The 12,433-nt window shown below is 69.3% G+C and carries 13 protein-coding genes; 7 read left to right on the top strand and 6 right to left on the bottom strand.

The window, feature by feature from the left end:
• Positions 1 to 77: 77 nt before the first annotated feature.
• Positions 78 to 611, top strand: coding sequence for a TetR/AcrR family transcriptional regulator (locus ACIO3S_RS06030; RefSeq protein WP_400460530.1), 534 nt, complete (start codon positions 78 to 80; stop codon positions 609 to 611).
• Between the two features lie 67 nt (positions 612 to 678).
• On the opposite strand, the gene lpdA is transcribed toward ACIO3S_RS06030, so the two are convergent.
• Entirely contained in the window at positions 679 to 2,079 is a 1,401-nt protein-coding gene (gene lpdA / locus ACIO3S_RS06025; protein WP_400460528.1) for a dihydrolipoyl dehydrogenase, read from the bottom strand.
• Between the two features lie 72 nt (positions 2,080 to 2,151).
• Here lpdA and ACIO3S_RS06020 point away from each other — a divergent pair, with 72 nt between their 5' ends.
• The 3 genes from ACIO3S_RS06020 to ACIO3S_RS06010 all read left to right on the top strand — a co-directional run bounded on the left by ACIO3S_RS06020 (position 2,152) and on the right by ACIO3S_RS06010 (position 5,756).
• A complete protein-coding gene (locus ACIO3S_RS06020) occupies positions 2,152 to 2,604 on the top strand; it encodes a gamma-glutamylcyclotransferase family protein (RefSeq protein ID WP_141806039.1) in 453 nt (150 codons plus the stop codon).
• Positions 2,605 to 2,635: 31 nt separating this feature from the next.
• Complete coding sequence (locus tag ACIO3S_RS06015; RefSeq protein WP_400460525.1) at positions 2,636 to 3,433, top strand: purine-nucleoside phosphorylase; 798 nt, start codon at positions 2,636 to 2,638, stop codon at positions 3,431 to 3,433.
• Positions 3,434 to 4,106: 673 nt separating this feature from the next.
• The gene (locus tag ACIO3S_RS06010) at positions 4,107 to 5,756 is read left to right on the top strand and encodes a phospho-sugar mutase (protein WP_400460523.1); all 1,650 of its coding nucleotides are present in this window, start codon (positions 4,107 to 4,109) and stop codon (positions 5,754 to 5,756) included.
• 131 nt (positions 5,757 to 5,887) lie between these two features.
• Here ACIO3S_RS06010 and ACIO3S_RS06005 read toward each other — a convergent pair whose 3' ends face one another.
• Complete coding sequence (locus ACIO3S_RS06005; RefSeq protein WP_400460521.1) at positions 5,888 to 6,457, bottom strand: hypothetical protein; 570 nt, start codon at positions 6,455 to 6,457, stop codon at positions 5,888 to 5,890.
• 45 nt (positions 6,458 to 6,502) lie between these two features.
• Here ACIO3S_RS06005 and deoC point away from each other — a divergent pair, with 45 nt between their 5' ends.
• Positions 6,503 to 7,171: a deoxyribose-phosphate aldolase gene (gene deoC / locus ACIO3S_RS06000; RefSeq protein ID WP_400460519.1), complete on the top strand. Its 669-nt coding sequence runs from the start codon at positions 6,503 to 6,505 to the stop codon at positions 7,169 to 7,171.
• A 30-nt stretch (positions 7,172 to 7,201) separates the two neighbouring features.
• Positions 7,202 to 7,813 carry a uridine kinase gene (locus ACIO3S_RS05995; RefSeq protein ID WP_400460517.1) on the top strand — a complete coding sequence of 204 codons (612 nt, stop codon included), beginning with the start codon at positions 7,202 to 7,204 and terminating at the stop codon, positions 7,811 to 7,813.
• Here ACIO3S_RS05995 and ACIO3S_RS05990 read toward each other — a convergent pair.
• A complete protein-coding gene (locus ACIO3S_RS05990) occupies positions 7,788 to 8,867 on the bottom strand; it encodes an adenosine deaminase (protein ID WP_400460515.1) in 1,080 nt (359 codons plus the stop codon). The two genes, ACIO3S_RS05995 and ACIO3S_RS05990, sit on opposite strands and share 26 nt — an antisense overlap.
• Positions 8,868 to 8,902: 35 nt before the next feature.
• On the opposite strand from ACIO3S_RS05990, the gene ACIO3S_RS05985 reads away from it, so the two are divergent.
• Complete coding sequence (locus ACIO3S_RS05985) at positions 8,903 to 9,358, top strand: MaoC family dehydratase (protein ID WP_400460513.1); 456 nt, start codon at positions 8,903 to 8,905, stop codon at positions 9,356 to 9,358.
• Between the two features lie 7 nt (positions 9,359 to 9,365).
• Here the strand turns inward: ACIO3S_RS05985 and ACIO3S_RS05980 are convergent, their stop codons facing one another.
• The 3 genes from ACIO3S_RS05980 to ACIO3S_RS05970 form a co-directional block, all read right to left on the bottom strand.
• The gene (locus ACIO3S_RS05980) at positions 9,366 to 10,409 is read right to left on the bottom strand and encodes a S66 peptidase family protein (protein ID WP_400460511.1); all 1,044 of its coding nucleotides are present in this window, start codon (positions 10,407 to 10,409) and stop codon (positions 9,366 to 9,368) included.
• A 188-nt stretch (positions 10,410 to 10,597) separates the two neighbouring features.
• Entirely contained in the window at positions 10,598 to 11,881 is a 1,284-nt protein-coding gene (locus tag ACIO3S_RS05975) for a thymidine phosphorylase (RefSeq protein WP_350841198.1), read from the bottom strand.
• 53 nt (positions 11,882 to 11,934) lie between these two features.
• On the bottom strand, positions 11,935 to 12,348 hold the full coding sequence (locus ACIO3S_RS05970) for a cytidine deaminase (protein WP_350666577.1): 414 nt from the start codon (positions 12,346 to 12,348) through the stop codon (positions 11,935 to 11,937).
• Positions 12,349 to 12,433 lie beyond the last annotated feature (85 nt).

Genomic DNA, 12,433 nt, shown 5'->3' with positions numbered 1-12,433 from the left:
GCTATGAGGCGTTCAGGTCAGTTTCTGTCCGCATTGGTCGGAGGGCCGAAAGATCCTCCGGCCATTACCCTGCTGGGATGACGAGCCCAGCCAACCCGACCCGAAGCGACGCGGTCCGCAACCGGGACCTCCTGGTCACCGCCGCCCGCGAGGTGCTCGCCGAGCAGGGTCTGGACGCGCCGATGTCGGCGGTCGCCAAGCGCGCCGGCGTCGGCCAGGGCACCCTCTACCGGCACTTCCCCGACCGGCTCACCTTGGCCACCGCGGTGCTGGAGGGGAACGTACGCGACATCGAGCAGGTCGCCGCCCGCCCCGATGCGACGCTGGCCGATGTGCTCGGCGTCGTCACCTGGCAGATGATCCGCTCGACCGCGTTCGTCGGCATCATCCGGCTCACCGACGAGGAGAGCTCCCGCTTCCTGGCCGACCGGGTACGCACCGCCATCGACGGGCTCCCGAGGGAGACCTACAGCACCGACGACCTCATGCTCGCCGTCGCGATGGTCTCCGGCGGGGTGCACGGACCGACCCCGGAGGCGCGCGAGGCCGCCGCCCGCCGGGCGTGGGACCTGCTCGGCATCGAGATCGGCCCGGTCACGGCGGGCGTGTAGAGGACACCGCAGACGTGACGAGGCCCGGATCCGCGGATCCGGGCCTCGACGCGAGAGATTGGTCTGATCAGAGGTTGATCATGTGACCAGCGATGCCTTCGATGGCTTCCTTCATCGCCTCCGAGAGAGTCGGGTGGGCGAAGACGTTGCGCGCGACCTCGTCGGCGGTCAGGTCCCACTGCTGAGCGAGCGTCAGCGCGGGCAGCAGCTCGGTGACCTCGGGGCCGATCATGTGGGCGCCGAGGATCTCGTTGTGCTCGGCGTCGGCGACGATCTTCACGAAGCCGACGGTCTCGGCCATGCCGCGGGCCTTGCCGTTGGCGGAGAACGGGAAGGACGAGGTCTTGACGTCGTAGCCCTTCTCCTTGGCCTGCGCCTCGGAGTAGCCGAACGAGGCGATCTGCGGCTGGCAGAACGTCGCGCGCGGGATCATGTCGAAGTTGATCTCCATGGTCTCGGCCTCGGCGATGGTCTCGGCGGCGACGACACCCATGGCCTCGGCGGTGTGGGCGAGCATCAGCTTGCCGGTGCAGTCACCGATGGCGTAGATGCCCTCGACGTTGGTGCGGCCACGGGCATCGACAGCGATCGCGCCCCGGTCGGTGAGCTCGACGCCGGTGTTCTCGAGGCCGAAGCCCGCGACCCGCGGCGCGAACCCGAAGGCGGCCAGGAACTTGTCGGCCTCGAGGACCTGCTCGTCGCCGCCGGCGGCCGGAGCCACGGTGACCTTCACGCCCGATCCGGTGTCCTCGGCGCCCTTGACGGCGGTCGAGAGCAGCACGTTGACGCCGAGCTTCTTGTACTGGCGCAGCAGCTCCTTGGACACGTCGGCGTCCTCGGTCGGCACCATCCGGTCGAGGAACTCCACGATCGTGACGTCCACGCCGAAGTTCTTCAGCACGTAGGCGAACTCGACGCCGATGGCGCCCGAGCCGCCGATGATGATCGAGCTCGGCAGCTGCTCGGTGAGGATGTGCTCCTCGTAGGTCACGATGTTCTGCCCGTTGGGCACGACACCTGGGACCGAGCGCACGGTCGCGCCGGTGCCGATGATCAGGTTGTCGAAGGTGTAGTCGGTCGAGGCGCCGTCCTTGCCCTTGACGGCGATCGACTTCGGCCCGGTGAGGGTGCCCCAGCCGTCGATCTCGGTGATCTTGTTCTTCTTCATCAGGTAGTGCACGCCCTTGGCGCTGGCGTCCGCGACACCGCGGCTGCGCTTGAAGGTCGCGCTGAAGTCCATGGTCGCGTCACCCGAGATCCCGAAGGTCTTCTTCTCGTGGGTGATGATGTGCGCGATCTCTGCGTTGCGCAGCAGCGCCTTGGACGGGATACACCCGACGTTGAGGCAGACACCGCCCCAGTACTTGTCTTCGACGACGGCGACGGACTTGCCGAGCTGAGCGGCACGGATGGCGGCGACGTAGCCACCGGGGCCAGCGCCGAGGACGAGAACATCAAAGTGGGTCACGTACCCAAGGGTAGACCGCCAATAACAGATAGATCCCAAGCGGGTGAGGACTGGGCGGTAACCTCGTGACCCGTGACTCTCTATGCGGCCTATGGCGTCAATCTCGACCCGGCGCTGATGAGTGAGCGGTGCCCGCATTCGCCGTTGCGCACGACCGGGTGGCTGGGCGGTTGGCGACTCACCTTCGGGGGCGAGGACAACGTGCTCGGCGACGGACCGACGGCCACGATCGTCCAAGACCCGTTCGAGCAGGTCTTCGTCGCGGTCTACGACGTCGTGGACCAGGACATGGAAGCCCTGGAGAAGTGGGAGCTGGCCGACATCGGCCTCTACTTCAAGACCAAGGTGCGGATCTCGGCGCTCGCCGAGGACCTGCTCTGCGAGACCTATGTCCTGGACACGTACGAGGGTGGCATCCCGGACGCCCGGCACCTGGGCGCGCTGGCCGATGCCGCCGAGGCGGCCGGGGCACCGGACGACTACGTGCACGCGCTGCGTACGCGCCCGTGCCGGTCCAACGACTGAGTCGGTCTGGGCGCGGGTCTAAACTCGGCGAGTGACCACGCCTTACGAACTCGCCAAGGAAGCCGCCTCCGCGCTCGCGGAGAAGACCGGCATCGAGAAGCACGACATCGCGTTGGTGCTGGGCTCGGGCTGGCTGCCCGCCGTCGACGCGCTCGGCGAGGACTACACCGAGATCGCCACCACCGACCTGCCCGGCTTCAGCGCCGCCGCGGTCCAGGGGCACAGCGGCAAGATCCGCTCCATCCGGTCGGCGAGCGGTCGCAACCTGCTGGTCTTCCTCAGCCGCACGCACTACTACGAGGGCAAGGGCGTCGACGCGGTCGTGCACCCGGTACGCACCGCCGCGGCCGCAGGCTGCTCGACGATGGTGCTGACCAACGGCTGCGGCGGACTCAACCCGTCCTGGTCCCCCGGCACCCCGGTGCTGATCAAGGACCACATCAACCTCACCGCCACCTCGCCGCTGGTCGGCGCCAACTTCGTCGACCTCACCGACCTCTACTCCTCCCGCCTGCGCGGGCTGGCGAAGCAGGTCGACTCCTCGCTCGACGAGGGTGTGTACGTCCAGTTCCCCGGCCCCCACTACGAGACCCCGGCCGAGGTGAAGATGGCTGGCATCATCGGTGGTGACCTGGTCGGCATGTCGACCACCCTCGAGGCGATCGCGGCTCGCGAGGCCGGGATGGAGATCCTCGGGATCTCGCTGGTCACCAACCTCGCCGCCGGCATCTCTGACCAGCCGCTCGACCATGCCGAGGTTCTCGAGGCTGGGCGCAATGCGGCTGCTCGGATGGGCGGGCTTCTTGGGGATCTGTTGCCGAAGATCTGAGGTCGTCATCCCGGTCCGACGCTTGTCGCGGGTCGTTCTTCGGGGTTGGTCTTGGGCCGCCGACCCGTTCTTTCAGGGTGTTCTCGACCTGCCCCGGAGTCAAGGACGGCCTGCGGCCGCCGGCTACGCCGGCCGCTTCGCGGTCCTTGACACCGGACCATGTCGAGAAAGATTTTGGCTGGCTATCGGGGCGGCGGCCCGGGTGTGGCCACGGCACACTCACCCACGGCAGGTGACCGCTCCACTCCGAGACCAGACATGGGGTCTCCGGGTGGAAGAAAAATTTCTTCCACCCGCCAACCCCACCCCAGACCAGGCTCCCTCTGAGGCGAACGAAAATTCGTTCGCCTCACCGAACTAGCTGCAGAGCTGGTCCCCGGGCGGAAAGAAAATTCCTTCCACCGGTCGGCTCACCCCAGTCCCCAAACCCCTACCCAACCCAAACCGCTGCGCCAAACCCCTGCCGCCGACCCGATAGCCAGCCAAAAATTCTCGACGAATCCCGGTGTCAAGGATCGCCGAAGGCGACCGGCGTCAGCCGGCGGCCGAAGGCCGTCCTTTACTCCGGACGCCGCTGAGAACACCCCCCAAGAACGGGTCGGCGGCAAACACCAGCCACAAAACGGCAGAAGCCCTTCCATCTTCCGCCACCCGATGACCTAGGGTCAGATCCATGGTCCCCACAGATCAATCTGCGCTCGTCGTCCAAGCCCGGGAATGGCTTGCCGATGACCCAGACGCACAGACCCGAGCAGAGCTCGAGAGCCTCCTCACGTCCACCGCCCCGGGCGCCGCGGCCGAGCTGGCCGACAGGTTCTCGGGCATGCTGCAGTTCGGCACCGCTGGGCTGCGAGGCGCGCTCGGGGCCGGTCCCAACCGGATGAACCGGGTGGTCGTGATCAAGGCCGCCGCGGGGCTGGCGCGCTACCTGCTCGCGACCGGCGCGCAGGGGCCGGTGGTGATCGGCTACGACGCGCGGCACAACTCCGACGTCTTCGCCCAGGACACGGCCGAGGTGATGACCGGAGCGGGCCTCCACGCGCTGGTGATGCCGCGCTCGCTGCCGACGCCGGTGCTGGCGTACGCCGTCAAGGCGCTGGGCGCGAGCGCTGGGGTGATGGTGACAGCCAGCCACAACCCACCGCAGGACAACGGCTACAAGGTCTACCTCGGTGACGGTTCGCAGATCGTGCCGCCGGCGGACATCGAGATCGCGAAGCGGATCGCGGCGGTCGACAAGGTGAGCTCGGTCCCGCAGGGGCCGGCCGGCCAGGTGATCAGCGAGGACCTGGTCGACAGCTATCTCGACACCGTGGTTGGGCTCCTCACCGAAGGTGGCCCGCGTGACCTCAAGACGGTCTACACGCCGCTGCACGGTGTCGGCGGCGATCTGGTGAACCTGGCGATGAAGTTCGCCGGCTTCCCCGAGCCGCTCGTGGTCAAGGAGCAGGAGCGGCCCGACCCCGACTTCCCGACCGTCGCCTTCCCCAACCCCGAGGAGCCCGGGGCGATGGACCGGGCGATGGCGCTGGCGAGCAAGAAGGGCGCCGACCTGGTCATCGCCAACGACCCCGACGCCGACCGCTGCGCTGCCGCCATCCCGGTCGGAAAGAAGTGGCGGATGCTGACCGGTGACGAGGTCGGCGCGCTGCTGGCGACCCACCTGATCCGCAAGGGCGTGACCGGGACGTACGCGGCCTCGATCGTCTCCTCCTCGCTGCTCGGCAAGATCGCCGCGGCCGCCGGCCAGGCCTACGCCGAGACGCTGACCGGCTTCAAGTGGATCTCCCGCGCGCCGGGGCTCGCCTTCGGCTACGAGGAGGCGCTGGGCTACTGCGTCGACCCCGAGCACGTACGCGACAAGGACGGCATCTCGGCGCTCCTGCTCCTGTGCGAGCTCGCGGCGTCGCTGAAGGCGGAGGGTCGCGGCCTGGCCGACCTGCTCGACGAGCTCGCGGTCGAGCACGGTCTGCACGCCACCACCCAGCTCTCCGTCCGGCTCGAGGACCCTGCCCAGATCGCGGGCGCGATGCAGCGCCTCCGCGACCGGCCGGTGACCGCGTTGGCCGGGGCCACCGTGCAGCAGCTCGACGACCTCACCACCGGAGTCGGTGGCCTGCCGCCGACCGACGGGATCCGTTACCAGCTGGCCGGCGGGTCACGGGTGATCGTGCGGCCCAGCGGCACCGAGCCCAAGATCAAGTGCTACCTCGAGGTCGTCGAGCCGGTCGACTCACCGGAGGCTCTGGCACAGGCCCGCACGGACGCCGAGATCGCTCTCGGCGCGCTCAAGGTCGACATCCGCGCCGCCCTCGGCGTCTAGCATTCAGCTGGTCGAGCCGCGAGCGCCAGCGAGCGTGTCGAGACCAACACGTCCCCTCGGCGCTCGATAGGACCGTGTTGGTCTCGACACGCCTCCGCCTAGCGGCTCCGGCGGCTCGACCAGCGGGCGGCTCAGACGACGAGCAGGACCACGAAGACGACGGCCACGACGCCGGTGACGGCGATCAGCGGCCAGTCCCAGCTGCGGCGTACGTCCTCGGCGAGGGCGAACTGCTCGTCGGAGTCGCGCTTGATCCGGCGCCGGTCGCGCGCGTCCTGGGCCAGCGCGTTGAGCCGGTCCTCGATGAAGTCGGCATGGTTGCTCAGCGGCTTGTGGTCGCGCTTGGCGCCCTTGATCGCCTCCCGCATCGGACGCCCGACGGCACCGCTGACGAAGGTGCGTCCACCGGCGTAGGCGCCGAGGGTGCGGCCGACCGAGACGCTCTCCAGCGCGGCCATCGGGAAGCGCACCGTCGAGTAGAGATGGTGGAGCACGAAGTCGCCCTCGCTGACCCCGACCTTGGTGCGGACGAACGCGGCGTACGCGACCAGCGCAAAGAGCACCCCACCGGCTGTCGTCTCGGGGTGCCAGCCGGTGACCACGTCGATCACCACGACCGCGATCGCGGCCCCTGCCGAGAGGAATCCCCAGGTGGTGCTGCTGGAGTTGCGGAACCACTCCTCGGGCTGATCGTCATTCACGGCGCAAACCTTAGCCCTCCGGGCGTAGATGCATATGCTGAGCCCGTGCCTACCCCCGCTGACATCGCGAAGCTGATCGACCACACCCTTCTCAAGCCCGAGGCGACCCACGCCGACGTCGAGGCGCTGATCCTGGAGGCCGCCGAGCTCGGCACCTACTCGGTGTGCGTCTCTCCCTCGATGCTCCCGGTCAACGCGCCGGCCGAGCTGAAGATCGCGGTCGTGTGCGGATTCCCGAGTGGCAAGCACCTCTCCTCGATCAAGGCCGCCGAGGCCAGGGCCGCGGTCGACGCCGGCGCGGACGAGGTCGACATGGTCATCGACGTCGGCGCGGCGAAGGAGAAGCGGTACGCCGACGTGGAGGCCGACATCGCCGCCGTCCGTGCGGCCGTTCCCGCTCCCACCGTGCTGAAGGTGATCATCGAGTCCGCGGCGCTCGACGACGACGAGATCGTCGGCGTGTGCCAGGCGGCCGTTAACGCCGGCGCGGACTTCGTGAAGACCTCCACCGGCTTCCACCCCGCCGGTGGCGCCAGCGTCCACGCCGTGAAGCTGATGCGCCAGACCGTCGGCCCCGACCTCGGCGTCAAGGCCTCGGGCGGCGTACGGACCATGGAGCAGGCCGAGCAGATGATCGCCGCAGGGGCGACCAGGCTCGGGGTCTCGGGCTCGCGCGCGCTGCTGGCGGGTTCGGCTCCCGGCGCCGGCTACTGACTTCGGCCTGCCACAGGCGAGAATGCTCCGGTGCGCGCTCAGGTCATCGTCCTCGCCGGCCCCTCGGGGGCCGGCAAGTCCCGCCTCGCCGAGCGGCTCGGTCTGCCGGTCCTGAGACTGGACGACTTCTACAAGGACGGCTCCGACCCCTCGCTCCCCCGGATCACCGAGGGCCCCAACGCGGGCCTGGTCGACTGGGATCACCCCGACTCCTGGCATCCCGCTGACGCGATGAAGGCGATCACGGCGCTCTGCGAGACGGGCACTGCCGACGTACCCGTCTACGACATCGCCCACGACGGCCGCACCGGCTGCCAGTCACTGACCCTCGGCGACGAGCCGTTCTTCGTCGCCGAGGGGATCTTCGCCCAGGACATCGTCGCCGAGTGCCGCGACGCGGGGCTGCTGGCCGCCGCCTACTGCGTCACCCAGTCACCGACGGTGACCTTCTGGCGACGGCTCACCCGCGATCTCCGCGAGCACCGCAAACCACCGTTCGTGCTGGTCAAGCGGGGCCTGGCGCTGATGCGAGCGCAGCCGCAGGTCGTCGCTGACGCGGTCGCGAAGGGCTGCACGGCGGTCTACCCGAAGCACGGCTTCATCGCCATCCAGCGACTCACAGGGCCGCGTACGCGTCCTTGATCTCGTGGATCAGGTCGACCCGCTCGTCGTAGGGCAGGAACGCCGACTTCATCGCGTTGGTCGTCAGCCGCTGGAGCTCGGGCAGCCCCCAGCCGAACGCCTCCACGATGCCGGCCATCTCCGCCGACATCGAGGTGCGTGACATCAGTCGGTTGTCGGTGTTGATCGTGACCCGGAAACCCAGGTCGTAGAGCAGCCCGATCGGGTGCTCGGCGATCGACTTCGCCGCCCCGGTCTGCACGTTGGAGCGCGGGCAGAGCTCGAGGGGGATCCGCCGGTCCCGGACGTACGCAGCGAGCCGGCCGAGCCGCGGCGCCTCGCCCTCCTCGAGGGTGATGTCGTCGACGATGCGTACGCCGTGACCGAGCCGGTCGCAGCCACAAGGGTGCACCGCCTCCCAGATCGAGGGCAGCCCGAAGCCTTCGCCGGCGTGGATCGTGAAGCGCATGTTGTCGGCGGCCAGCTGCTCGAACGCCGCCAGGAAACGGCTCGGCGGGAAGCCCTTCTCCGGCCCGGCGATGTCGAACCCGGCGACGCCGCGGTCGCGCCAGGTCACCGCGAGCTCGGCGATCTCGGCGGCGCGAGCGGCCTGCCGCATAGCGGTGAGCAGCTGGCGTACGACGATCTTCCGCCCGGTCGCCGCAACGGCCGCCATACCCTCGTCGAACCCGGTCTGAACGGCCGCGACGACCTCATCCAGCTCGAGACCGTTGGCCAGGTGGAGCTCCGGCGCCCAGCGAACCTCGGCGTAGACGACGCCGTCCTCGGCCAGGTCCTCGACGCACTCCCGAGCCACCCTGGTCAGCGCGGGCAGCGTCTGCATGACCGCCAGCGTGTGCGCGAAGGTGTCGAGGTAGCGCTCCAGCGACCCCGAGTCCGCGCTGGTCACGAACCACTCCTCCAGCGCCACCGGATCGTCCTGAGTCCCCTCCGGCAGCCGGTGACCCACCTCAGCGGCGAGCTCGACGAGGGTCGAGGGACGTACGCCACCGTCGAGGTGGTCGTGGAGCAGCACCTTCGGGGCGGCCTTGATCTGCATGTCGGACGGTTCCATGGGCCCATCATTCCGTATGCCGCTAGATTCCGGGGGTGCGCACATTCACCACTCTCCAAGAAGTCTCCGACGCCGCAGGCACCGAGATCGGCACCGGCGAATGGCTCCTGGTCGACCAGGACCGGGTCAACGCCTTCGCTGACGCCACCGGCGACCACCAGTGGATCCACGTCGACGAGGAGCGAGCCAAGGAAGGCCCCTTCGGGGGCACCATCGCCCACGGCTACCTGACGCTGTCGCTGATCCCCTACCTCGGCACGAGCGTCTACTCGCTGGAGACTCCCGGCGCGAAGCTCAACTACGGCCTCAACAAGGTCCGGTTCCCGATGCCGGTCCTGGTCGGCTCCCGCATCCGACCGGTCATCACCTTCGGCGAGGTCACCGAGCTCCCCGCCGGCCTCCAGCTCGTCGTGAAGACGACGGTCGAGATCGAGGGCTCCGCCAAGCCCGCATGCGTCGCGGAGTCGGTCGTCCTGCTCCTCGAGGGCTGAGCCCCGCTCAGGAGTAGTCGGCCCACAGACGCTGGCTCGTGCCGTCGACGGTCATCTCGCCGCCGTAGGGCACGATCCACTGCGGCCGGGTGTGACCGAACGGCGGGCCGACGACGACCACCGCGTCGGGGTTGTAGCGGGCGACGGTCTCGATCGCCGCGTCGCGCTGTTCGGCGCGCTTGGCGACACGCTCGTCGGCGCTGGGCCGTCGCTCGAAGTCCGACGTCGGCGGGCGCGCGACCACGACGGCGTCGATCGCCTCGAGCAGCCCGCGCTCTCCCAGCGAGCGCGCGATCCAGCCGAACTCCTGCGCCGGGATGAGCTCCTCGGAGGTCTCCAGGAGGAGTACGCCGCCCGCCAGCACCCCCGGATCGGCCGGGAAGCGTCCGGCGGTCAGCGCCCACTGGAGGATCTCGATGCAGCCTCCCCAGGTGCGGCCGGTGACCTTCCGTTCGGGACCCGTCCAGGTCCAGGGCTCGGTCGCCTCCCGCTCGCCGTACTCGGTCAGCGCGCGCGGGTCGTTCCAGTCGCGCCCGATGTCCTCGGACTCTCCTGGCTCGGTGATCTCGAGGGTCTCGCCCGTGAGGAGCGCGGCCTCGAGCGAAGCCTCGTGGATCGGATCGACTCCCGGGCCCGGACCGAGGTGGACCTGGGTCGACCCACCGTGGAAGGCGGCCACGCCGTTGGTCCACAGCCAGTTGAGCAGGTTGGTGTTGTCGCTGTAGCCGAGGAACGGCTTGGGATCGGCCCGCACCAGCTCGGCGTCGAGATGCGGGATCACGGTGATCTGGTCCTCGCCCCCGATGGTCGCCAGCACCGCCCGGATCTCCGGATCGCCGAACGCGGCGTTCAGGTCGGCCGCCCGCTGCTGCGGCGTCGCACCGACCTTCCTCGTCGTCGGATACTCCACCGGCACCAGCCCGGTCACCTCAGTCAGCCGCCTCAGCGCCTGCTCGTGGATCGCCGGTGCCACCCCGGGCGCGGCGAACGAGGGTGACAGCACGGCGACCTTGTCGCCCGCGACGGCCTTGGGTGGCTTGACGATCTCCATGAGTGAAGTCTGGCGGTACGCCGGCCGGTGAAGCGAACGGTTATCGCCGCCCGCTGGTCGAGCCGGATTCGTGAGGAACGAACGAATCCGTGTCGAGACCAACACGGTCCCATCGAGCGCGAAGGGGACCGTGTTGGTCTCGACACGCTCGGCCGCAGGCGGCCTCGCGGCTCGACCAGCGGATCGAGTCAGCCGATCCGGTCGAGGATCAGCGGGGTCGCCTCGTACGCAGCTCCGTCCTCGATCTCGTAGCCACCCTCCAGCGCGGCCAGCGCACGGTCGAAGCGCTCAGGGGTGTCGGTGTGGAGGGTGAACAGCGGCGCACCGGCAGCGACAGAGTCGCCCGGGCGAGCGTGCCAGGTGACCCCGGCCCCGGCCTGGACGGCGTCCTCCTTCCGCTCCCGCCCGGCGCCGAGGCGCCAGGCGGCGAGCCCGACGGCCATGGCGTCGAGCCGGGTGAGGACACCGGACGTCGGCGCGGTGACCACGTGGGTCTCGCGGGCGACCGGCAGCGGCGCCGACGGATCGCCGCCCTGGGCCGAGATCATCGCCCGCCAGGCGTCCATGGCTTTGCCGGAGGCGAGTACGTCGGCAGGGTCCGGGCCGGACACACCGGCGGCGGCCAGCATCTCCCGGGCCAGCGCGACGGTGAGCTCGACGACGTCGGCGGGTCCACCGCCGGCCAGGACCTCGACGGACTCGGTGACCTCGATGGCGTTGCCTGCGGTCAGGCCGAGCGGGGTGGCCATGTCGGTCACGAGCGCGACCGTGTTGACGCCCGCGTCGGTGCCGAGGTCGACCATCGTTCGCGCCAGCTCCTGCGCGGAGGCCAGCGTCTTCATGAACGCCCCGGCACCGACCTTGACGTCGAGGACCAGCGCCCCGGTGCCCTCGGCGATCTTCTTGGACATGATCGAGGAGGCGATCAGCGGGATCGACTCGACGGTGCCGGTGACGTCGCGCAGCGCGTACAGCTTGCGGTCGGCCGGGGCCAGCCCCTCACCGGCTGCGCAGATCACCGCACCGACCGACCCGAGCTGGGCCAGCATCTCCTCGTTGGAGAGCGACGCGCGCCACCCGGGGATCGACTCGAGCTTGTCGAGCGTCCCGCCGGTGTGGCCGAGCCCGCGCCCGGACAGCTGCGGCACCGCCACCCCGCACGCGGCGACCAGCGGCGCCAGCGGCAGCGTGATCTTGTCGCCCACGCCGCCGGTGGAGTGCTTGTCGGCGGTCGGCCTGTCCAGGGAGGAGAACGACATCCGCTCTCCCGAGGCGATCATCGCCGCCGTCCACCTCGCGATCTCACGCCGCGACATCCCGTTGAGCAGGATCGCCATGTTGAGCGCCGACATCTGCTCCTCGGCCACCACCCCACGGGTGTAGGCCGCGATCATCCAGTCGATCTGGGAGTCGCTCAGCTCGCCACCGTCGCGCTTGGCGAGGATCACCTCGACCGCATCATGTTCCGCCATGCGGACAGCGTAAGGCGCGATCGCCGCGGGTCCGCTACCGGCAGGAACGAGGCCTACGCGAGATTCTCCGGACCGAAGGCGTCCGGAAGGACCTCGGACATCGGCCGCACTCCCGAGACGGTCATCAGCAGCAGCTCCGGTCCGCCGTTCTCCCAGAGCAGCTGACGGCAGCGGCCGCAGGGCATGATGACCTCGCCGGAGCCGTTGACGCAGACGACGTGGGTGAGGCGGCCGCCGCCGGTCATGTGCAGTGAGGAGACGAGCCCGCACTCGGCACACAGGGTCACACCGTAGGCGGCGTTCTCCACGTTGCACCCGTGGAGCAGGCGTCCGTCGTCTGCGTATCCGGCCACTCCGACGGGGTAGTTGGAGTAGGGCGCGTACGCATGTTTTGCGGCTTCCACCGCCTGTGCACGCAGGCCTTCCCAGTCAAAGCCCTCTGCGGCGTACGTCTGCTTCTCGGTCATGGTTCGACCTTAAAGCCTGTCCGGACAACCAAGCACAAGGTACGAGGCTTAGGCTTCGTCGAGATCAAAAGTTGGTAACCGTTCG

The organism is Nocardioides sp. NPDC087217 (assembly GCF_044744805.1).
Taxonomy (GTDB): Bacteria; Actinomycetota; Actinomycetes; order Propionibacteriales; family Nocardioidaceae; genus Nocardioides.
This window is presented reverse-complemented; position numbering and strand designations above follow the sequence as displayed.

Excerpts from the sequence above, each read along its gene's own strand:
- ACIO3S_RS06030 (WP_400460530.1), top strand. The coding sequence starts at position 78 with ATGACGAGCCCAGCCAACCCGACCCGAAGCGACGCGGTCCGCAACCGG.
- ACIO3S_RS06010 (WP_400460523.1), top strand. The coding sequence starts at position 4,107 with ATGGTCCCCACAGATCAATCTGCGCTCGTCGTCCAAGCCCGGGAATGG.
- ACIO3S_RS05990 (WP_400460515.1), bottom strand. The coding sequence starts at position 8,867 with ATGGAACCGTCCGACATGCAGATCAAGGCCGCCCCGAAGGTGCTGCTC.
- ACIO3S_RS05980 (WP_400460511.1), bottom strand. The coding sequence starts at position 10,409 with ATGGAGATCGTCAAGCCACCCAAGGCCGTCGCGGGCGACAAGGTCGCC.
- ACIO3S_RS05975 (WP_350841198.1), bottom strand. The coding sequence starts at position 11,881 with ATGGCGGAACATGATGCGGTCGAGGTGATCCTCGCCAAGCGCGACGGT.
- ACIO3S_RS05970 (WP_350666577.1), bottom strand. The coding sequence starts at position 12,348 with ATGACCGAGAAGCAGACGTACGCCGCAGAGGGCTTTGACTGGGAAGGC.